The sequence below is a fragment of the Paenibacillus sp. 481 genome (genome assembly GCF_021223605.1).
In the GTDB taxonomy this organism is placed as follows: domain Bacteria; phylum Bacillota; class Bacilli; order Paenibacillales; family Paenibacillaceae; genus Paenibacillus_B.
This window is the reverse complement of record NZ_CP075175.1, coordinates 293,178-313,907: the sequence shown is the minus strand read 5'-3', so window position 1 is coordinate 313,907 and position 20,730 is coordinate 293,178. Positions and strand designations below refer to the sequence as shown.

At 44.3% G+C, this 20,730-nt stretch carries 18 protein-coding genes; 15 read left to right on the top strand and 3 right to left on the bottom strand.

What is annotated here, in order from left to right; genetic code table 11:
- Nucleotides 1–134: 134 nt before the first annotated feature.
- Nucleotides 135–1,175 (top strand): FUSC family protein, encoded by a 1,041-nt coding sequence (locus tag KIK04_RS01190; RefSeq protein ID WP_232276536.1) that lies wholly within the window; start codon nt 135–137, stop codon nt 1,173–1,175.
- Nucleotides 1,176–1,422: 247 nt separating this feature from the next.
- Here KIK04_RS01190 and KIK04_RS01185 read toward each other — a convergent pair whose 3' ends face one another.
- Nucleotides 1,423–2,883, bottom strand: coding sequence for an aminotransferase-like domain-containing protein (locus KIK04_RS01185; protein WP_232278540.1), 1,461 nt, complete (start codon nt 2,881–2,883; stop codon nt 1,423–1,425).
- 351 nt (nt 2,884–3,234) lie between these two features.
- Here KIK04_RS01185 and KIK04_RS01180 point away from each other — a divergent pair, with 351 nt between their 5' ends.
- The 10 genes from KIK04_RS01180 (at nt 3,235) to KIK04_RS01140 (ending at nt 12,461) form a co-directional block, all read left to right on the top strand.
- Nucleotides 3,235–3,852: a LysE/ArgO family amino acid transporter gene (locus KIK04_RS01180; protein ID WP_232276535.1), complete on the top strand. Its 618-nt coding sequence runs from the start codon at nt 3,235–3,237 to the stop codon at nt 3,850–3,852.
- Nucleotides 3,853–3,961: 109 nt separating this feature from the next.
- On the top strand, nt 3,962–5,239 hold the full coding sequence (locus tag KIK04_RS01175) for a helix-turn-helix domain-containing protein (protein ID WP_232276534.1): 1,278 nt from the start codon (nt 3,962–3,964) through the stop codon (nt 5,237–5,239).
- Nucleotides 5,240–5,384: 145 nt separating this feature from the next.
- A complete protein-coding gene (locus KIK04_RS01170) occupies nt 5,385–6,857 on the top strand; it encodes a spore germination protein (RefSeq protein WP_232276533.1) in 1,473 nt (490 codons plus the stop codon).
- 9 nt (nt 6,858–6,866) lie between these two features.
- On the top strand, nt 6,867–7,985 hold the full coding sequence (locus KIK04_RS01165) for a GerAB/ArcD/ProY family transporter (RefSeq protein WP_232276532.1): 1,119 nt from the start codon (nt 6,867–6,869) through the stop codon (nt 7,983–7,985).
- On the top strand, nt 7,982–9,109 hold the full coding sequence (locus KIK04_RS01160; protein ID WP_232276531.1) for a Ger(x)C family spore germination protein: 1,128 nt from the start codon (nt 7,982–7,984) through the stop codon (nt 9,107–9,109). The genes KIK04_RS01165 and KIK04_RS01160 overlap by 4 nt, the downstream gene beginning before the upstream one ends.
- Nucleotides 9,110–9,329: 220 nt before the next feature.
- Entirely contained in the window at nt 9,330–9,488 is a 159-nt protein-coding gene (locus KIK04_RS01155; RefSeq protein ID WP_232276530.1) for a hypothetical protein, read from the top strand.
- Nucleotides 9,469–11,493 (top strand): methyl-accepting chemotaxis protein, encoded by a 2,025-nt coding sequence (locus tag KIK04_RS01150; RefSeq protein ID WP_232276529.1) that lies wholly within the window; start codon nt 9,469–9,471, stop codon nt 11,491–11,493. The genes KIK04_RS01155 and KIK04_RS01150 overlap by 20 nt, the downstream gene beginning before the upstream one ends.
- Before the next feature lie 237 nt (nt 11,494–11,730).
- A complete protein-coding gene (locus KIK04_RS01145; RefSeq protein ID WP_232276528.1) occupies nt 11,731–12,027 on the top strand; it encodes a hypothetical protein in 297 nt (98 codons plus the stop codon).
- Nucleotides 12,028–12,063: 36 nt separating this feature from the next.
- Complete coding sequence (locus KIK04_RS24375) at nt 12,064–12,204, top strand: S-layer homology domain-containing protein (protein ID WP_442951154.1); 141 nt, start codon at nt 12,064–12,066, stop codon at nt 12,202–12,204.
- Between the two features lie 20 nt (nt 12,205–12,224).
- Entirely contained in the window at nt 12,225–12,461 is a 237-nt protein-coding gene (locus KIK04_RS01140) for an S-layer homology domain-containing protein (protein WP_232276527.1), read from the top strand.
- 273 nt (nt 12,462–12,734) lie between these two features.
- Here the strand turns inward: KIK04_RS01140 and KIK04_RS01135 are convergent, their stop codons facing one another.
- Nucleotides 12,735–13,487, bottom strand: a complete 753-nt coding sequence (locus tag KIK04_RS01135; protein ID WP_232276526.1) for a hypothetical protein — start codon at nt 13,485–13,487, stop codon at nt 12,735–12,737.
- 207 nt (nt 13,488–13,694) lie between these two features.
- On the opposite strand from KIK04_RS01135, the gene KIK04_RS01130 reads away from it, so the two are divergent.
- The gene (locus KIK04_RS01130) at nt 13,695–14,720 is read left to right on the top strand and encodes a YheC/YheD family protein (protein ID WP_232276525.1); all 1,026 of its coding nucleotides are present in this window, start codon (nt 13,695–13,697) and stop codon (nt 14,718–14,720) included.
- Between the two features lie 165 nt (nt 14,721–14,885).
- Here KIK04_RS01130 and KIK04_RS01125 read toward each other — a convergent pair whose 3' ends face one another.
- On the bottom strand, nt 14,886–17,006 hold the full coding sequence (locus KIK04_RS01125) for a serine hydrolase domain-containing protein (RefSeq protein WP_232276524.1): 2,121 nt from the start codon (nt 17,004–17,006) through the stop codon (nt 14,886–14,888).
- A gap of 197 nt (nt 17,007–17,203) precedes the next feature.
- Here KIK04_RS01125 and KIK04_RS01120 point away from each other — a divergent pair, with 197 nt between their 5' ends.
- From KIK04_RS01120 to yjcZ, 3 genes are all read left to right on the top strand, one after another.
- On the top strand, nt 17,204–18,388 hold the full coding sequence (locus tag KIK04_RS01120; protein WP_232276523.1) for a glycerate kinase family protein: 1,185 nt from the start codon (nt 17,204–17,206) through the stop codon (nt 18,386–18,388).
- On the top strand, nt 18,385–19,938 hold the full coding sequence (locus tag KIK04_RS01115; protein WP_269670985.1) for an SLC13 family permease: 1,554 nt from the start codon (nt 18,385–18,387) through the stop codon (nt 19,936–19,938). The genes KIK04_RS01120 and KIK04_RS01115 overlap by 4 nt, the downstream gene beginning before the upstream one ends.
- A 119-nt stretch (nt 19,939–20,057) precedes the next feature.
- Nucleotides 20,058–20,159: a sporulation protein YjcZ gene (gene yjcZ / locus KIK04_RS24370; RefSeq protein ID WP_442951126.1), complete on the top strand. Its 102-nt coding sequence runs from the start codon at nt 20,058–20,060 to the stop codon at nt 20,157–20,159.
- The last annotated feature ends 571 nt before the right edge of the window (nt 20,160–20,730 follow it).

Here is a 20,730-nt window from a genome sequence, read left to right as displayed (position 1 = left end):
TGCCCTATCTCGAATACAATTAGGCCAGTATAATAGAGTCAGAATATGGGGCATGCTTGCAATGATTCATTTTCCGTGTAAGATAATAGGGTAAGATGGTTGTCATTTATTGATTTAGTTAAGGAGTGGGAATTGTGGCTTTTGGAGCCCGAGTGCTTAAAACAGGGATTGCGGTAACGCTTTCTCTCTATGTGAGCGTTTGGTTCGGATTGAATTCCCCCGTCATCGCGGCGATAGCAGCCGTATTTGCCATGCAGCCTTCTATTTACCGGTCTTGGCGCTATTTTTTAGAGCAAATTCAAACGGTGTTTGTCGGTTCGGCTATTGCTCTAGTGGCGGGAATGTTCTTTTCAAACGAGCCATTAGCGATAGGGATTATTTGTATTCTTGTCATTATGATTACATTGATGATGAAAATGGAGGAGACGGTCGGCCTGACGCTGGTCACGGTTATCGTGGTGATGGAGGCTTCCGGTCAATGGGTGTTTGCACTGCACCGGTTCTCACTGATCGTCATTGGAATTGCTTCGGCGTCGCTCATTAACGTGTTCTTTTTGCCGCCGAATCCAAAGGAACAGTTTATTGGACAAATTCGCACGGTGTTTGCAAAAATATCGCTCCTTCTTCGCACGGTCATTTCTGATGAAATGAAAGAAAGTGCGTATCGAGATGAGAAACAGGAGCTTGAAGATGCGCTTAAGTCGTTGGGCGATAAATATGTGCTGTTTGAAGAGGAACTGAAAAAGCTCAAGATGGCCAAGTATAGGCAATCCCGTCAGCTTGTGGTGTACAAGCAGATGCTGAAGTCGGTACGCCAAGGATTTGCGGTGCTCGAAGTCATTGAGCAGCATTACTTTCAAGCGTCGCGAACGATTCAGACGGATAAGAGTTTTGATGCCCATTTAGAACAGCTTATTAAGTTCCATGAGCATCTATTTTTGAAGTATGACGGCAAGCTCAAGCCGGACTGTACGGAAGCAGAACGGCTTGAAGCGGAAAATAGCCTCTTCTTGGAGCAAATGGGCTCTAAGATGCAGGATCATAGTCATGAGGGTAACTTGCGCTTATCCATTGTAGCAGCAGCCATTTATGATTATGGCTATCAGTTGGGTAGACTGGATCGATTGGTGGAGCAGTACAATCGCAATCCGGACGAGGAAGACGAAGCGGAGTAACGAGCTAGCATTTAGGATGCTGAATACGTTGAAGCGGTTCACAACGTTAGTGATGTTGAGCGCGTTGAGAGCGCTTGGAACGATGAAATTGCTGGGAACGATGAAAGTGCTGTGAGCGATGTGAAGGTTGAGAACACAGAGAACACTGAGAATACGGTGATACAATCAAAAGTCATGGAATAAAAGGTGTGCGATCGCTCTAGAATGAGGGATCGTTGGCACATTTGTTCCATGACTTTTTTGGTTGTTAGGTGGTGACGCGGCCAAGGTTGTGAATGTGGCGTGCCAGCTTGCGTAGTCCTGTTTCTAGCTCTTCCATAGATGCGTAGGCGTATGAAATACGCAAATACGGTTTGGCACTACGGTCATACAGATGACCAGGATTTAGTACAATCCCGTCGTGCAAGGCGCGGTCAAACAATTCACGCATCGATAGGTGTGGCCGAATGCGCAGCCAAATATAGAAGCCGCCCTGCGGTATGCTCCATTCCGCAAGGCCGGAAAAATGCTGCTCCAAGCTGCGCAGTACCGCATCTCGTCGCACACGCAGCGCCGCGCGTAGCCGTGCTAAATGCTCGTCATGCATGCCGCTTGCGAGCCACGTAGCTGCTGCTTGCTGTGACAAGGAGCTAGAGCCGTAATCGGTTTGCATTTTGATATCAGCTAACCGCTGAATGACCGGCTCAGTACCCACGACCCAGCCTAGCCGTAAGCCAGGGCTAACCGTCTTGGACATGCTGCCGACATACAGGACACTGCCGTGCTTATCACGGGCTTTTAAGGCTGGTGGAGCGGGTGATTCCAGCCACAAATCTTCATAAGCGGCATCTTCAATAATAGGTAGCCCTATCTGTGAACATGCGGCTACTAACTGATCCCGACGTTCATCAGACATCACGGTGCCTGTAGGATTCTGGAAGGTTGGGATCGTATATAAGAGCGCACCGCCGCATTGTTTTTTGATGTGCGGCAGCACGGATACATCGATTCCGTGTTCATCCATCGGGATGCCGTGCATACGCATACCAGCAGATTGAAAGACGTGCACGGAATACAAATAAGACGGACGTTCCAGCATGATGGAAGCGCCGTGCTGCAACAAGCCAACTGCAATGAGCTGGAGTGCTTGCAAAGCACCAGACACAATCAAAATAGACGCTGGTGAAGCATGAATATGTGCTGCTCGTAGCCGTTCCGATAGTAGCTGGCGCAACACTAAGTCGCCTTTCGGTTCCTCGTAGCCGAGCTTGAGAGGAGCTGCGGCTAGCTTGCGCAGCACATTCTGCATGTCGGCTTGCGGCAATAGGTCCGGCGATAGCTCGCCTGTACCGAGCCGAATGACACCTGAGCGGAACTCAGCTTCGTTAATTTGTTGAATCGCCGGCAAGTTAGGATGATGGATGCCGGATTTAACGTAACTTTCCCAGTCAGGTGGTGCTGTAGAAGCAAGCAAGTTCCACGCATCGTTCACAATGCGTGTTCCGCCACCTGAGTTGCCTGCAATCAACCCTTGGGCCATCAACTCCTCCATGGCCGTCACGATGGTGCTGCGATTCGTTTGATACCAACTCGCAAGTGTCCGTTGGGAGGGTAGCTTCATGCCTACCGTCCATTCTCCAGCAATGATTTTTTGTTTAATATGTTGTTCAATCTGTTTATACAGCGGCTCTGACGCATGACGGTCTGGCTGCCACAGCGAACGTTGGATATGCGTCATAATATGGCCCCCTTAAAAACATAGAGTAGTAGGCTGAACGACGCTCAGCCTATATGACCTATTATAGGTGGGGGGCGGAGCGGTAACAATATACATCTCTAAGCGTGTATTCAATTTACTAGACTTTATTTGGTTGGGTACGAAACCAACCATTTGGATGGATACAAATAGACCATTCCTCCTATACAATGAGACAGGCAACGGTGGTTAGGGCAGCGCGGGGTGGATTGAGGCTAATCATTTGCTGCAGAAGGTGAGTGAACCTGCTTGAATCTGCTTGAACCCACTTGAACCTGCTGACCCGAATTTTTCATTTACATAATCATCTTAAGGAGGAACATCATGTTTGAAGCTATGCTGCATGGGATCATATTAGCATTTGGATTAATTTTGCCGCTAGGTGTACAAAATGTTTTTATTTTTAACCAAGGAGCAAGCCAACCGAGCTTATGGCGAGCGGCACCAGCGTTCATTACCGCATCGCTTTGCGATACGTTGTTAATTGTAATGGCTGTGCAAGGGGTTTCACTTGTTGTGTTGACCGTTCCGATGTTAAAACAACTTATTTTCGGAATCGGCATTTTATTTCTACTATATATGGGGTGGATCGTCTGGCGCAGCCAAGCGAATCGCGTTGAGCGACAGGAGGCGCTGCCACTTCGTCGGCAAGTGTTGTTCGCAGCATCGGTGTCGCTGCTTAATCCGCACGCCATTTTAGACACGATTGGTGTAATCGGCACGAGCTCGCTTGTTTATAGTGATGCACAAAAATGGGCTTTTACAGGTGCGACGGTAATCGTGTCGTGGTGCTGGTTTGCTGGTTTAGCGTGTGCAGGTAGATGGGTGGGCAGCTTGCATTCATCAGGAAGGCTACTTTTTGCTTTAAATCGAGTATCTGCTTTTATTATTTGGGGAATAGCGCTTTATTTGCTCATGCAGCTCAATCCGATGAACCTTTGAACCGGCAATATTCGAGCTAAAATCACAATTTACAATCGTGGATATTAGTGGTAAGTTATACTTGTGTACCTTATAGTGGTTTCTTTTTGTCTAAAAGGAGGAGAAACATGTGAGTGCTGTCACAACGCCTCTTGGGGAGCTTATTCACAAATATCGACGTAAAGCGGAGATGACTTTAGCACAACTGCAAGAATTGACCGGTACGAATAAAAGCAATTTATCTAGAATCGAAAACGGAGAAGTAAGGCGGCCTGACTTTAATAAGGTCCGCACCATTTCGGAAGTTTTACATATTCCGACTGAGGATATTATTAAGCCGTATATCGAATTAGAGCATCGGTCAGCAGCTTTATTTCTCATTTTTCATGAGACTTTACAAACTTCAAATACGAGCTTAATAACCGCTGTTGCCGCTAAATTTCTGCAATCTGCTGACGGTGACAGTTACGATCTCGTGGAACAATTGTACATAACCGTCAATACGATTAAAGAGGTACCGGTTAAACTAGCTTTGCTCAAGCTAATCGTGGAACATTGTCGAAACCACGGCATGCAGCCTTTTGTGGCCAAAGGTTTATATCAACAATATTTAATTGAACGGAACGATTTTGCGACGTTGAATACGACGTACGTATTAGGTGAATACGCACTGAAATATGCTCAATTTCTAACCGAGCGTGAGCGGATTGTGCTCCATTATGTGCTTGGTATTCACGCATACTGTATTCTTCATTTCGATGAGGCGATCCGACTAAGTGAATACGTCATTGAGCACGATAAGACAGACAGTGAATACAAGGCAAGCGCCATATTGAATGTGAGCAACGCGTATTATTATTTAGGTAAGTACGAGATTAGCCAATTTTATCTGGATACATATAGCACATTTTCTTTTCCGCAAATCAAAGAAAATGCGCAACTGAGACGAGCGATGCTGCTCGGCAAAACAGGAGACATCGAATCAGCTATTTTACAGCTCGCTGACTATTTGAACCATGCTTCCGCTTACAACATCATTTATGCTGTGACCGAACTTATGGATCTATACCTCACGAAAAATGACCTCAACGCAGCGAAACGACTTCTTCAATACGAAGCAGACATGGAACAATCCATCCAAGACATACGCACAACACCATTTAAACGTTCAAAACTCGCCTATTTTTACCAAATGAAAGGGAAGTTGTTGCTCAATGAACTTGAGCTTGAAGCGGCATTTGACGCGTATCTTAACAGTGCGCTCACTTATAAGCAAATCTCCTTATATGATGGAATGCTGCAAAGTATATCTTCCATTACGCAATCGATGGTCGATCATTATCGTTTATTGAAATTGGAAACCGTCCAAAAAGCGAACGCTATCATTAAGACTATCTATCAACATTAAACTTCAGTAAACACCTCTTACGCTTGAATAATAAGAGGTGTTTATTTGGTTTGATGTTCTTTTGTTGGCGGAGTAATTTCAGGTTCATATGTGTATACTAACATCGCCTATTTCGTAAAGGACGTGCATATGACTGGAGGTTCGTATGAGCATACTTCAACAGCTTCATGAGCGGTTCACCCATCATAGCGGCTTCATGTGCAAGCAGCTTAAGCTGCAAGGCAACACGATCTCGATCTTGTTTATTAGTCAACTGACAGATGACAAATTGATGGATGACGAAGTGCTGCGCTATATCCAGCTCGCGACTCCTTTCGATGGAAGCAAGGAAATAACGCCTGAATCGCTATTGAACCATATTCCTTTAAAAGAAGCGATCCATACAGGCGATATCGAAGATATTAGCTTAAAGCTGCTGCAGGGCTGGTGCTTTGTCTACGTTTCAGATGGCACAGCGGGTACACCTGATTCGACTGATTCGACTGATTCAACGGGCTTACTTTTGAACACGGCAGCCTCTCATGGGCGTGCGCTGTCCAAAGCCGAAATTGAATCACATGTGTTCGGATCACAGGTCGCTTTTGTCGAGGATCTAACGACGAATATTGCGTTAATTTATAAACTGCTGCCAGATATGAATCTGCATATCGAACAAACCGAGTTAGGCCCAACAACAAAGACGAAGGTCTCATTGATGTATTTGCATGGAAAAGCGGATGAGTGTACAGTCCGCCTGCTCAAGCAGCGCTTGTCGAAGCTGAAAGCGATCGATGGTATTATGGATTGTTTAAAGCTAGCACAGCTCTTGGATGATAGCACGCTGACGTTATTTCCGACTATGCTGCATACGGAGAGACCCGACAGTGTAAGCAAAAACTTGTTAGATGGAAAAATAGCTTTTATCGTCGATGGTAGCCCATTTGCAGCGATTTGTCCGATCTCTTTGTTTGAATTTTTCCAAGTGGCGACCGATATATATCAGCGCTGGAATTTAGGGCTGCTGCTGCGTATGCTACGCATGTGTGCGATGTTTGCTTCTATATTTGCGACGTCGTTCTATGTTGCGGCGATTACATACCATTATCATGTTCTTCCTTCCGAACTGTTGATCACGCTTATCCATTCCCATTCCAAAGTTCCGTTTCCACCAGTCGTTGAAGCTCTATTGCTGGAAACAATCGTCGAGTTGCTCCGTGAGGCAGGGGTAAGGCTGCCGACTAAAGTTGGTCAAACGATGGGTATAGTGGGTGGTATCGTCATTGGACAAGCTGCGGTGGAAGCGGGTTTTGTTAGTAATGTGCTGCTTATGATTGTCGCCTTGGGAGCGCTAGCCTCCTTTACCATTCCGAACTTTGCAATGGGCAACACCCTACAAGTGATCCGCTACCCATTTATTATTTTAGCAGGAATGTGGGGCGGGATCGGAATTGCGGTCGGGCTGTGTTTTTTAACGCTCCACCTCGTCCAACAAACAAGTGTGGGTAGGCCTTATTTGCAGACGAAACAATTGATTTTAGGAAAGATGGAACAGGAGTCGACAACGCCGTTCTTATCGAAGGCAGTAAATACACAAATTGGCGCGTACCCCAATCAACGTAACAAAGACTTCTTAGAGTGAAGGTGATCCATGATGAGTGGCGACAAGGCTTCCATCCAGCGACTTATCCATCCATCGTTAACCATTCCGTTAATGATAGTCAGTCAAATTACGATAGGCATGCTTGCTTATCAAAAGTACGTCTATAAAGAAGCTGGCCATGACGCATGGATTTCGGTCATCATTGTGGGGGTGTGTGCTCACCTTTCGATATTTTTTATTTTAAAAATGTTAAAACGGTTCCAATATGCAGATTTACATACCATTCATCAACAGTTGTTTGGAAAATGGGTGGGTGGACTGTTAAATGTGATGATGGTGTGCTATTGGATCATCGTTTCGATTTATGTGCTGCGTAATTATATAGAGGTGCTGCAAATTTGGATTTTCCCAGAGCTGTCAGTGGGTCTCTACTCGATTATTTTTCTGATGCTCATTGGATATGGACTTGTAGGTGGTTTGAGAGTGATTGCATCGATCTCACTTATTCATTTGTTATTAGTGGGATGGATGATTTTATTATTGTACTTCCCGATTAAAGAAGCGGATTGGCGACAGCTGTTACCTATTTTGGAGGCGAGTCCACGTGAGCTGTTTAATGGAGTGCTGGCAATGGGGGCAACAGTTGGTGGTTTTGATGTTATTTTTTACACGAGTACATACATGAAAGATAAGCATGAAATTGGAAAATATGCACATGCAGGTATGTTTCTTGTTAATTTGCTGTATTTGGTCGTAATGGTCATCTCGCTAGGTTATTACACTCCTTATCAGCTGGAAAACAATTCGTGGGGAACACTGACGTTGTTTAAAATCGTTCATTTCTCTTTTCTAGAACGATTCGAATATATTTTGATAATGCTGTGGTTCATTGTTGTGCTAGCTAATTTGATGATATGGAGCTGGCTCATTACGAGCAGCATAAATAAGACGTTTAACTTTAAACGTAAGCATGTATATGTCATGCTCATGATCGTGCTGTTTACAGCAAGTGAGTGGATTCAGACTGGCGATGAGTTAGCCGTTCTGTCTACATGGTTGGGGTATTTGGCAAATGTGGTTTCATTTATTTACCCAGCTGTGCTACTTATCGTTTCGTACATTTTCGGCTGTATTCAACATCGTTATAGTAAGGGGAGTGCGTCTTGACAAGTAGAGTGAAGAAGGTTGTATGTGTCCTAACGTTGGTGATGTGTATAGGCTGTGCTGAACAAAAAATTATCGACAGACTAGGTGTTGTTAACCTTATAGGCTATGACCGTATAGAGCAATCAGATGCAACGATTCGCACAACGATAGTCGCTTATCAAGAAAGTCAGGAGTCTAAGGAAACGACGACGATAACAGAGGCTACGAATAATACGAGCAAAGGCGCACGCAATAAAATTAACTTAAAGACAGCAACGAAGAATGTAATTGGTCAATTGCGAGTCGTTCTCTATGGCGAGCCACTGGCTAAAGAAGGAATTATTACGTTGACAGATACGTTGCAGCGCGATTCTGAAATCGGGACGGATGTTTTTTTAGCGGTTGCCAAGGGTTCAGCGAAGCAGCTACTGTCCGAGAATAATAAGCCCAAAATGAATATAGGTGAGTTCCTATTTCATATGATCACAAAAAATGAGCGGAGGGGCTTAGTGCCATCCCCTACGTTAAACCGATTTTTAAATGCTTATTACCGCAAGGGCCGAGATCCTGTACTGCCTTATCTAGAGCACGTAAAGGGCGAGATCATGATCACGAAACTGGCGTTAATGAAGGATGATCGCTTGGTAGGTACCTTAGGGCACGAGCAAGGTTTCTTTCTTAAAACGTTGATGGACAATCACAAGTTTGATTCATTTGAAGTCAAACTTGAGGGCAATCACTTGAAGCCTTTTTACACGTCGAAATCGCCCAACCTTTTTATTACATTATCCAATATTTCCTCTGACGTGAAGTTGAAGCTTGTTGACGCGAAAACGCCTTTGTTTCATATTCGGGTGAAAATTATGGGGCAAATGGAGGAGATCAGTCAGCAGATGGACTTGCAGGAAAAAGAAGCTATTCATGCGCTTGAGCGTGAAGCTAGTCGAAGCTTAAAAAAACAATACGAGCAGCTCATTAAACGTTTGCAGGAGTTGCAAGTTGATCCTGTTGGTTTTGGAAGTGAGTATCGTTCGTCGGTCAGAGTGAAAGATTTTTCATCCGAAAAATGGAGAGGCATGTATGAACATGCTCAATTCGAGTTCGATGTGAACGTAAGATTTACGAATGTAGGTATTACGAGTTAGTGAAAATTTTACGTATTTGCTCATTTTAGTGTTGTTTAGACATTGAAATGAGTTATTTTGTGTGTGAACCATTTCAAAACTAAAAATTTGCATTGAAAATATTGAAAATATCCGTGAATAGTATAAATTTTCCTGCGTATTATACCGAAAATAATTACGAGAGAGTTAACGACACCCGGGCGATAACATAGATGAGCTTTCTAACAATATCATTTGTTTCATGACGAAGACCAATGTGCCCATGCAGCGGAGGGAGAGAGAGCGGTATCACAATGTTAAGGCAACATGGTATGCGACGTATGTCGTGAAGCATTGGCAGTACTCAATGCAGCTGGATACCAAAACGGGGGAGATTCAATATGAAACAAAATCGTTTTAAGCGTGTGTTTCAGTGGAAAATAACGCAAAAAATCTTCGCATTTTTCACCATTCTCGTGTTAACACCAAGCCTTTTAGTGGGCTATTTTTCGTTCAATACGGCAGCCAATTCTTTAGAGAAACTATTGCTAACCTCATCACGAACGCAGATAGACAATTTAAGTACGCTCGTAGACCGAGTCGTCACGCCGATGATGAAAGATGTCGATGTGCTGGCTCAGGCTTTGCCTTCAAGTATGTATGCGAATATGAAAATAAATGAAACGACTAATCTTGCCTCCAATTCACACATTCAAACCGTGTTAAGCCAATTTAAATCAGCGCATACTGACGATACGGAAGTAATAGGGTTAGCTGTTGATGATAAGCGTTTTGCGATGGAACCTGCAACTGTCTTGGATAGAGGGTATGATGCACGGAATGAGCAATGGTATAAGGAAGCCATGAAGAACAAGGGAAAAGTCATTATTTCTGATCCCCACGTATCGTTGGCGTCTAAAAATATAGTCATTTCTTTAGCGAAGACGACTGACGACGGACGTGCTGTGGCCGTTGTCAATTTATCGTTAAAGAAGTATTTGACGGATACCGTGCGGCAGCAAAAAGTGGGTACGTCGGGGTATGCTTTCATTTTGGATGAGAATAAAAAAGTGATCACGCACCCTTATGCAGCAGTTGGATATGCAATGAGTGAGCAAGATGTTTCTAAAATGTATGAAACGAAATCAGGTATGTTCGAGACTGAGATCGATGGCGAGGGAGCACTTGTTATGTTCACAACTAATGAACAAACAGGTTGGAAAGTGGCTGGAATGCTCAATATTCATGAATTCTCAACCTTGACAGAGGAAATCATTAAGACAACGGTATGGATGATCATCATTTCATTTTTCATTTCGATTGCGGTCATTGCTTACTTCCATAAGCATTTAATCAAGCCAATCAAGATGTTGACTGCAAATGTCCAACAGTTGGCTAGAGGGGATCTAACAGTTGAGATTGTAGCTATAAAAAATAAAGATGAAGTAGGAGAGTTAACTAGAGCATTTCATAGTATGTCCTCCGATTTACGCCAGTTAATTAGCTTGTGGTCACAGCGTGTAGACGGTCTTTACGTAGCAACTGATACGTTAAACAAAGGATCGTCAACGGTTGCGAACGCTTCTGATCGCATTTCAGAGAGCATTAATAGAGTGGCGATCGGTTCAACGACACAGACTGAAAGTGCAAAGGAAATTTCCAACGCGCTGCAAGAAAGTGCAGTCGGAATTGCAACGATTGCAGAGAGTACGTCAGACATTGGCGATATTTCGCAGCAGACGCATCATCGAGCGGTTGAAGGTAATCTTACGGTTTCGGAGACGGTCTCGCAAATGAAATCTATTGATAGAGCTGTATCGAATTCCTATACTTTAGTAGAAATATTAGCAAATCGGTCCAAGGAGATCGGGCAATTCGCTACGATTATTAATGATATTGCGGCGCAAACGAATATGCTAGCTTTGAATGCTGCTATTGAAGCGGCTAGAGCGGGAGAGAACGGTAGAGGCTTTTCGGTAGTTGCGAATGAAGTGAAGAAGCTGGCTGATCAATCTGCCGAGTCTGCGAAGCAAATTACGAGTCTAGTTGCAGAAATAACGAGAGAAACGGATAGTTCGGTTGATTCGCTCTCACTTGTAAAGTCTGAGGTCGTAGATGGACTGGAATTAAGTACGAAAGTAGAAGATATTTTTAAACATATTATAGAGGATATGTCCAAATTAAACGATCAAATTCAACATTTGGGCAGTGTATCGGAGCAAATGGCAGCTAGTTCAGAAGAGATCAGTGCTTCGATAATGGAGTTATCTAATATTGCAAGTGTAACATCCAACGATTCTGAACGCATGTTGGTGGATACCGAACAGCAGCAGACTGCTTTGAGGGAATTGGGTATTACCGTAAATGAAGTTCTTGAAACGGCGGAATACGTAAAGCAGCATATTTTGAAATTCAAACTAAAATAGCTAGTGAACCTAGCTATATTTGCTGTAACCACACGTTTGAACTCACAGAAATCGTGTGACTTTAGTCCGTTTACATATTGTAGAGAACGACGGATAATAACTCGTAAACATACTTGTAAATTGAGGAAGCACCTCAAACTTAGGCGTAACAGCCTTCGTTTGGGGTGCTTTTTTGTTTTTTGCCGGAGCGAGTATGTCATTGTTCTTTGAAAAACACATATAACGGAGGGGGCTTTTATGTCTGTTCAGAGTCGATTTCGCAAATGTTCTAAACTTGTCCTTTGTATGGCAATCGCAGCTTCCATATTTCCGTTCAGACTCGATCAGGTCGATGCGGCGGCAACTCCTTCACTGAATGGATACCAATCCGGTAACCATGTAAAGTTGGAGTGGGGCGTTGCTATGCAACCAACGAGCATGCCGACACCGAAGCCCAATCAATATCTAATATCGACATCGAAGCCCAAGTCCAAGCCAGATCTAACGTCGATGCTAAAGCCCAAGCTAGAGCCGACATCAACACAAGCGTCGTAGTCTGGGTCGCCAAAGAAAGGGGTACGCTTCGACGATATCGGCCGTACGTTCAATAAAGAACAGATTAGGCTGTTAGCGGAGATAGGGATAATCCGAGGGGTTAGTCAAACGAAGTTTGAACCGCGCCGAGCGATTACGCGAGCTGAGTATACATCGCTGCTCGTGCGTTTAGGGTGACAAGGGAACAAGCTTCAAAGATGTTGCACAACGTAATACATGCTTCTAACCTTGTAGGAGAAGTTGGAGATCACCAGTTTGCCGACCAGTACCAAGTTTCGGATTGGGCTAACAAAGCAGTGACCGATTTGGCAGGAATGGAGATGGTTCAGGGCTACGAGGACGGAACTTTTCGGCCGTTGAACGATCTGAACCGAGCAGAGGCTGCTGCGTTAATCTATCGTCTGAGAGAGTTCATTCGCTCTCATGTACGGTGAAATGAACAAGTAGTTGAGGCCATAATAGGCCACCAGAGGTCGCCTATTGTGGCGGCCATGTTCATCAATGAATATATGCCTAACGTTATATATCAGTGGCTTTGACAAACTTTGGAGAAGTTCGTCGAGCATTTGGCCCGTCATCTATAAGCAAGGCAGAAAAAAGAAGCTGTTTACACGGTGACCCGAAAGCGATCACTTTTTTCAGTGTCTATCTTTCGGGTTACAGTTCACAAGTGCTGCTTCCTTAGCCTAGCCTTCATCCATAATAGTCTATGTTGAAATTCCTTCAGCGACTTTCGTGATAAATAATTCTGCAGCGAAACTAAGGTCGGTATTTCCTGCAGTTCTAGTAAGAGTTCTCGAACCTGCTGAAATATTCAACACGCTTAACGTAAATGGTAGTACCGGCACAGGTAGAGTACCGCTCCAAGCCACATTTCCACCTACATTACCTGCTTCACCAACCGGAGAAGCGATACCAGTGACACCTTGCACTCCAATTTGCAGTGCCCATACACTTGGCGCACTCTCTGATGCCAAATTTAAACTGTATGCTATCGTATAGACCCCAGTTTCGAGGAACGATATCGTTGATCCTGGCGCAGTAAATGAATAAGCCGTTCCGAAGCTTCCCGTTGTATCAAAGACTATAGGTGTATTTTGTGCTACAACTTGGTCTGCTAGTCTAACGGAAACATCAAGTACACTGGATAAAAATATTGCTGTTGGTCCGGTAACGCCCGTTGCTCCAGTAACTCCTGTAGATCCAATAGCTCCTGCTGCTCCGGGAACACCTGTGGCTCCAGTAGCTCCTATTGCTCCAGCTCCGGGAGCGCCAGTAGCTCCAGTAGCACCTGTAGCTCCAGTAGCTCCAGTAGCACCTACTGTTCCGGGAGCACCTGTGGCTCCAGTAGTACCTCTAATACCTTGCGGACCTTGGGAGCCTTGCGCGCCCTGAGGGCCTTGTGGACCTTGCGGTCCTTGGGGACCGGGAGGACCCGGGGGGCATGGTAATTTACCCATGTGAACACTCCTATCTTAGGGTTTGATGGTCATTGGGTAAGGGGGCTGTGATTTTACCCAAGGGAAATTAGAATAAGTTATTCTAGGTGGCAACACTCTGTGCGTAAATTAATTTCGGTTCAGTATATTCTTGTCTATACACGTCCAGTTTTGTTGAATACCCTAGTTTAGGGCGCTTTATCTCAACATGATGGGGGCAAATCATAAATGAAAAACAATTATGTAGGCATTATGGTTGCAAACCCTAAACTTAGGAAGCATGTTCTTCGAAAATATCTTCAACATAATACGACCAATTTGAAATTATTTTGCTTCACCCCTTCCTCCATCAACTGGAAAAAGAAAAGCGTTATCGGACTTTATCGGTCGAACCGAAGATGGGTGCTGAGCAAGCTCTCTTTTCCACAAGTTATTTACAATCGTTGCTATCATACCGATCAAGCATTGATCCAACGTTTGGAGACTGAAATCGGAAGTAATAAGTGCTTCAATCACATTAACCAATTAAACAAACACGAGATATATAGTCGTTTAAGCAAATGGCTTGTTGACTATTTACCGGACACCGTTCTCTACAATCAGGAGAATGCAGTTCAATTTTTGGAAGTCTATAAAGTCATATATTTTAAACCTTGTTGTGGACATAAAGGCAAAGGGGTATATCGTGTAGAGCTAATGGAATCAGGAGAAATCCACATCGGACTTCATTATTTCGCACCTGATGTCATAGTAGGAGATGTGGAGCAATATCATAAAAATATTCAAGAGCTAATCGGCTCCACTCCCTATATCATTCAAAAAGGAGTCGAATTGGGACAGTTAAACAAGCAGAATTTCGATATTCGAGCCCTTGTACAAAAAAATGAGAGTGGACTATGGTCTGTAACCAATCTCGTTAGTCGAATTGCTTATACAGGCAGTTATAACACAAGTATCTGCGAAAAGACTTGTTTATCGCTAGAAGTGCTTCATCAATTGTATCCACCCGAAAAGGTTTATGCTATCATTGGCACCATTTACAACATTAGTTTAAGAACCGCAGAAATAATAGAGACAGAAACGAGCTATCATCTAGGTGAGTTTAGCGTGGATTTTGCGTTGGATAACGACGAACAAGTGTGGATCATTGAACTTAATGGAAAGCCACAAAAAGATCTATATGAAGGCCTCGACAAACAAGATGAGGTGTATATGCGCCCGATACAGTATGCTCGATTTTTGTATACTATCTAAACTGTACTGTGTAATGGCTCAGTATATGGATTATAGCTCGATTGGGTTACACGCTGCGGACAGAGAAATGCACGGGCAAGCGTTAGCGGAAAGAAGAAGGCGAAATCACTCCCCGCTGCATTGGATACAATGCTGAGAAGATTTCGCCATTTTAGCCATGTGTAATTAGAAAGGGTCTGCTAAAAAGGAACTAATAAGTGCCGCGCCCTCTTGCCGCAGCAAGGCTCGTTTCGATTCGAAGTCAACGGTGCCGTCAGCTGCTGGCTTAATTTCCGGCCCGTATTTTTTGGAAGCGACAATAAACTTTACACCTGGCAGCGCCCATGCATCAGTCTTGCCACGTAATGCCGCATTTTTTTCTTTACTGCCTAGTAGCGTGTTCGAAATACGCCACAGCGTAGCGGCCGCCTCTTGACGAGTGATCACTTCGTTCGGATAAAACTTCCCACCTTTATCGGCTGTGATGATTCCCCATTCTATAGCTGTCTGGATGTCTTTAGCCGCAGTATGATTAACAACGTCAGTCAATTGAACCTTCGTGTTAGATTGCTTTAAGCGCAGCCCTTGTATGAGCAGAGATACGAACTCAGCGCGGGTCATTTGCTGGTTTGGCTTAAATGCGCCATTATCGGTCTGAATAGCACCCCGCATATTTAAGTCCAAAATATAACGGTAGTACGGATGATTAACCGCAACGTCAGTCACGGCTTGCGTCGGCTTTTCCAGTTTCTCGGACCAAGCGACTAGACCATTGTACATATGACCGATCGAGCCATCCTTTTTCTTTTTAAAGGCAAGCACTTCGCCTTTGTCATTGACGAACAGCAGTGGCTCGACTTGGCGGTAGGTTGTCTTTCCATTCACAGCATGACTGACTTCCAATTGTCCATCTGCTGTCGCCTTGATGTGAGACAAAATAAATCCAATTCTTAATTCACGATAGCTGCCTTCAAATGGTGCTAAGTCTTGTTGTTTGGTGCTAACTTGCTTGGTGGTAACGGATTGTTGCGGATAATAGTGATCCATAAACGATTTAAATACATAGTGCCGCAAATGATCTTCCACACCGTCATTCGTATTGAAAATGACAAATGCTCCCGTGTTCTGTTCAGGCAGCATCCACATCCATGAAGAGAAGCCCGGCAAATCCCCGCCTTTGCCTATAATATATTGTCCGTTATGTGCTTCATGATAGTACGTTTCAAAACCGAAGGATGTATTCGTCACCTGTGGATGAATGGCGACCTGTGGACGAAGCATTTGCTTGACGCTTTCGGGTGTTAATAGCGTCTTCTTATTGCCGATTGCGCCCTTCTGTAAAAAAGCATTCATAAACTTAGCCATGTCATTTCCAGTTGACACGAGCCCGCCACTAGCTGCTGTTGGATTCGTATATTCATAATAAGGAATGACTTTTTTACTACTATTATATGAAGTTGCCAATTTCGCTTTCAATTTGGGAGTGACTTCAAAGCCGCTGTTCGTCATCCCGAGTGGGTTCAACACATGCTGTTGGCCGTATTCGATAAACGGCACACCTGTCACTTTTTCAACGATATAACCTTGCAGCGCAAAACCGAAATTATCATACATATACGTCTCGCCAGGTGTACGGACAACGGTCGGCATAACATGTTTCAAGTACTGCTTCGTACTAAATCGATTTGGTAAGTCTGGAGCATCGGGGAAATCAAATCCGGTAGAGTAGCTCATCAGATGCGCTAACGTCAAATTTCCAGCCGCTTTTCGTGGAATCGTTATGTCGCCCAAGTAGGCTTTAATATCTTTTTTCAAATCAACTTTGCCCTGTTCGGCTAGCTGCATAATGGCCGTAGAAGCGAAAGGTTTCGAAATGGAGGCGACTCGCAGCACGGTGTGTTCAGGGTCCATCGGCTGTTTGCTGTTCATATCGGCGTAGCCGTAGCCTTTGCTCAATACAACTTTGCCATCCTTAACGACGACGAACACCGCCCCAGGTATATGTTTGAATTTGGACGATTTAAACAAACGATCAGCGAATACTTCTACTTCTTTTGGATCAATAGGCCCTTGATGTGTAGCTAGAGTACTTTTGGAAGCAGATGCTGGTGATGTTGGTGTTGGTGTTGGTGTTGGTGTTGATGTTGATGTTGGTACTGCTACTGCTACTGGAACTGGTGTTACTGCTGGCGCTGATACGGCTACTGGCGATTTCGCAGCGTGCGCGGTGCCGTAAATAGAGAACGTCATCGTAAGCATAGACAGGCTGACGAGCAAGAGCTTGCTTCGGTTTGCAAAAGTATTCATCGTTTTAGTCCTCCATTGGAAATACATGTTTTGGAATCTGAGTGATAAGACGCGACGCTAAAATGAGAATCCTTCAAATATTTATCCAAAGATTCTCATTGATTTCTAATCTAACTCTCATAAGATTTTCCTTTTCATTCTTTAAGATAGAAATTGTTGGAAGCGACATCTGAAGAAGTGAGAGGAGAAACTACAAAATGAGGATTTTAATTGTGCCGTCAGGCTTTAAAGAAAGTGTAGATGCAGAGAAGGCTGCTCATTGTATGAAATCGGGGATTATGCGTGTAATGCCAGAGGCGAACATCGTAGAGTTGCCGATGGTAGATGGAGGAGAAGGATTTACGCGCACCCTCGTTCGAATGACTAAAGGTCAAATTCACGACGTTAAAGTAACAGGTCCAGTTGGACAGTCTGTCATGTCTCATTTTGGATTTCTTGGTGGGGACAATGAGCGTCGTACGGCAATTATCGAAATGGCTGCTGCTGGAGGATTAAGGCTAGTGCCGAGATCGATGCGTGACCCACGGCGAACTACGACTCATGGGGTAGGCGAGCTTATTAAAGCCGCTTTAGATAAAGGTGCTGAGCGAATTTTAATCGGGTGCGGCGATTCTGGCACATCTGATGGAGGAGCGGGAATGGCGCAAGCGTTAGGCGCGAAGTTCTATAACAAAGCAGGAGAAGAGATAGTGATCCGTGGTGCTATTTCTTTGCTGGAATTGGATCGGATCGACTTATCTAGTATTGACCCACGAATTCATAATGTTCAATTGGATGTGGCGGGAAATTGGTTTAACAAGCTATGTGGAGAGAATGGTGTAGCGAGAATTTTCGGACCGCAAAAAGGGGCGACACCTTCACAAGTGCAACAATTGGAAGCTGCGCTAGAACAATATTCGGCCATTATTGAGCGAGACTTAGGTGTTCAGGTACGAGACATTCCGGTCGGAGGGGCTTCGGGTGGTTTAGGAGCGGGGCTACATGCCTTACTGGGTGCCAAGTTGCACGCACGCTACGATATTATTATGAAATATATGGATTTGGATCAATTGTTAAATGAATCGGATCTTGTGTTTACGGCTGAAGGCTGTATTGACTATCAGACGCCACGTGGCAAAATTCCAGCTGAAGTGGCGAAGCGAGCAAAACGCCGTGGTTTACCAGTCATTGCGGTAGCAGGTACGGTAGGGGAAGGTGCGCGAATTAATTACGAGTATGGAATTGATGCGTTTTCGAGCATTTCGCAAATGCCTGCCTCGTTGGAAGAAGCATTTCAATTCACCGAGCAATGGCTAGCCGATTGTACGGAAAGTGCGATGCGTACGTTGCTCGTCGGTTACAAAATGGCGTTTCGAGCACGACTCAAAGAGGCGGTCGTATGAGTACATTGCGAAAAGAGGCTGATTATGCAGGGGAGAACCCTTTAACATCTGCTGTCCATTCGGCAGCCGGTCAAGCCTCCGATCAAGCACAGAATCAGATTGGGCATCATCCATATGCTGCGACCGCATCACCACAATCAGCGCATGAGTCTAAAACGTCAAGGGGCTTCCATTTGGAAGCCTCATGGCTACTGCCACTCAGCTTGATTATCCTGCTAGCTGTGTTAGTTATGCTTCCAGCTTCGCTCGCTTGGGGAGCGAGAATGAGCTTATTCGCTTTTGGTAGCGCCATCGTGTTGTGGACAACAACGCGAATGAATGCCGCTTACGTTGCGATTGTTAGCGTATTATTTACCGTCATAACGGGAGCCGTGGAGCAAGAAATACTGTTCAAATCGCTTGCTTCCGATATTATTTGGCTGATGATTGGCTCGTTTATCATGGGCGGGGCTTTGCAAGTCACAGGGCTTGCCCACAAATTGACCAATGCGATCGTGCAGCGCGCACGCACGGTCACGAACGTATTTTGGTTGCTAACGCTTGTCATTCAAGCGTTAGCCTTCTTTATCCCTAGCACATCCGGCCGTGCAGCCGTCGTGCTACCTGTGTACCAGGCGATATCACGCGCCATCGGTAGCAAAGACGTCACGCGCGCGCTCGCTATTTTAATGCCGACTATCATACTTGTGTCGACGATCTCTACCTTGATTGGCGCGGGCTCGCATTTAATTGCCGTTGATTTGCTTCAGCAATTTAACGGCAAGAGCATTTCCTTTTTGCAATGGATGCTATGGGGGATGCCGTTCGGAATTGTAGCGAGCGCCATTTCGTGTCAGGTCGTCATCCGCTTGTTCCTGCGCAAAGAAGATGAGCAGCGCCCGATTCCTTATGAAACGGTGAGCGTGCAATTTACACGCAACGAAAAATATACGTTCGGACTATTTGGAATCATTATTACACTCTGGCTTACCGAGAGCTGGCACGGTATCGAAATTGCTACCGTCACGATGCTTGGAGCTATCTTATTAACCTTGCCGCATATTGGCGTAATGAAATGGAAAGATGGACTCAAATCGGTATCATGGAATTTAATCCTATTTGTCGGGGCCGCACTCGCGTTGGGGTCAGCTCTTGTCGAATCAGGAGCAGCAAAATGGATAATGGACAGTATTTTCGCATTTGCACAGAACATTCAGCTACAGTCTTCATGGCTCATTTTACTGTTTATCGTCTTATTCTCGTTAACATCCCATATTTATATTACGTCTCATACAACTAGAGCTATTATTATGATTCCGTCCTTGCTCTATCTGGCTAGCAGCTTGCAAGTGAACGAAACAGCTGTATTGTTTATTAGTACAGTTGGCATGAATTATTGCTTAACATTTCCGGTGAGCTCCAAAGCTATCTTGCTATTCCAAGAAGGGGAGCAATCCGCTTTTGAGCCGAAAGATTTGCTGCGGTTAAGCGCATATTTAGGCGTAATTCATTTCGTACTCATCATTGCTTTCTACTATGGCTATTGGCAGTGGGCAGGTCTAGCATTTTAGTCCATGGAATTGAAGTGTCTCATCTTTTATATATCCATTGTTGTTGAGAGGCACGTCTCCAATCAATCTACTTCCTCTAACATATACTAACATTGTAGAAAGGTTAGGGAGGGATTTACATGGGAGACTGCTGCTCGAAGCGTAAGGATGATAACTTCTCTTTTATTCTCGTTCTTTTTATTCTGTTGATTATCATTCTTGAATTTTGCAAAGTGTGGTAATACTCTGAAAATCCCGGTCTCTAAGGAGAACGGGATTTTTTTGGCGTTATGAATAAGACTCAGAGTTTAATAACTTGTATGAATGGATATAAGGCAAGTCTCCAAGCATTCTATAAAACTATGCATACTATATACCAAGAACAGATAAAGGAGGGAAAAAAGATGAGTGAATGGGGATCCAGCCACGGAAAAAGCAGAGGCGTAAGCTTTTCCTTCATCTTAGTTTTGTTTATCCTGTTGGTAATTATTATATGCACCAGCTGTCGTGATTAACTAGAACCAGTTGTGGAAAAACACCTCCTTACCTAAGACCTTTAAGTGATTACCAAGAATATATAAAGGAGGGGAAAAAGATGAGTGAATGGGGATCCTGCGGCGGAAAAAGCAAAGGCGTAAGCTTTTCCTTCATCTTAGTTTTGTTCATCCTATTAGTCATTATTGTCTGCAACAACTGCCGTAACTAATTAGAACATGTTGTGGAAATAAGACCTCCTTACCTAAGACCTTCAAGTCGAAAGACTTGGAGGTCTTTTCTTGTATGATGACAGGGGAAAATTGCAAATGAAATAGG

Bases quoted from the DNA above. Each gene is read 5' to 3' on its own strand.
- KIK04_RS01180 (WP_232276535.1), top strand. From the start codon at position 3,235: ATGTTTGAAGCTATGCTGCATGGGATCATATTAGCATTTGGATTAATT.
- KIK04_RS01170 (WP_232276533.1), top strand. From the start codon at position 5,385: ATGAGCATACTTCAACAGCTTCATGAGCGGTTCACCCATCATAGCGGC.
- KIK04_RS01165 (WP_232276532.1), top strand. From the start codon at position 6,867: ATGATGAGTGGCGACAAGGCTTCCATCCAGCGACTTATCCATCCATCG.
- KIK04_RS01155 (WP_232276530.1), top strand. From the start codon at position 9,330: ATGACGAAGACCAATGTGCCCATGCAGCGGAGGGAGAGAGAGCGGTAT.
- KIK04_RS01150 (WP_232276529.1), top strand. From the start codon at position 9,469: ATGAAACAAAATCGTTTTAAGCGTGTGTTTCAGTGGAAAATAACGCAA.
- KIK04_RS01145 (WP_232276528.1), top strand. From the start codon at position 11,731: ATGTCTGTTCAGAGTCGATTTCGCAAATGTTCTAAACTTGTCCTTTGT.
- KIK04_RS01140 (WP_232276527.1), top strand. From the start codon at position 12,225: ATGTTGCACAACGTAATACATGCTTCTAACCTTGTAGGAGAAGTTGGA.
- KIK04_RS01135 (WP_232276526.1), bottom strand. From the start codon at position 13,487: ATGGGTAAATTACCATGCCCCCCGGGTCCTCCCGGTCCCCAAGGACCG.
- KIK04_RS01130 (WP_232276525.1), top strand. From the start codon at position 13,695: ATGAAAAACAATTATGTAGGCATTATGGTTGCAAACCCTAAACTTAGG.
- KIK04_RS01125 (WP_232276524.1), bottom strand. From the start codon at position 17,006: ATGAATACTTTTGCAAACCGAAGCAAGCTCTTGCTCGTCAGCCTGTCT.
- KIK04_RS01120 (WP_232276523.1), top strand. From the start codon at position 17,204: ATGAGGATTTTAATTGTGCCGTCAGGCTTTAAAGAAAGTGTAGATGCA.
- KIK04_RS01115 (WP_269670985.1), top strand. From the start codon at position 18,385: ATGAGTACATTGCGAAAAGAGGCTGATTATGCAGGGGAGAACCCTTTA.
- yjcZ (WP_442951126.1), top strand. From the start codon at position 20,058: ATGGGAGACTGCTGCTCGAAGCGTAAGGATGATAACTTCTCTTTTATT.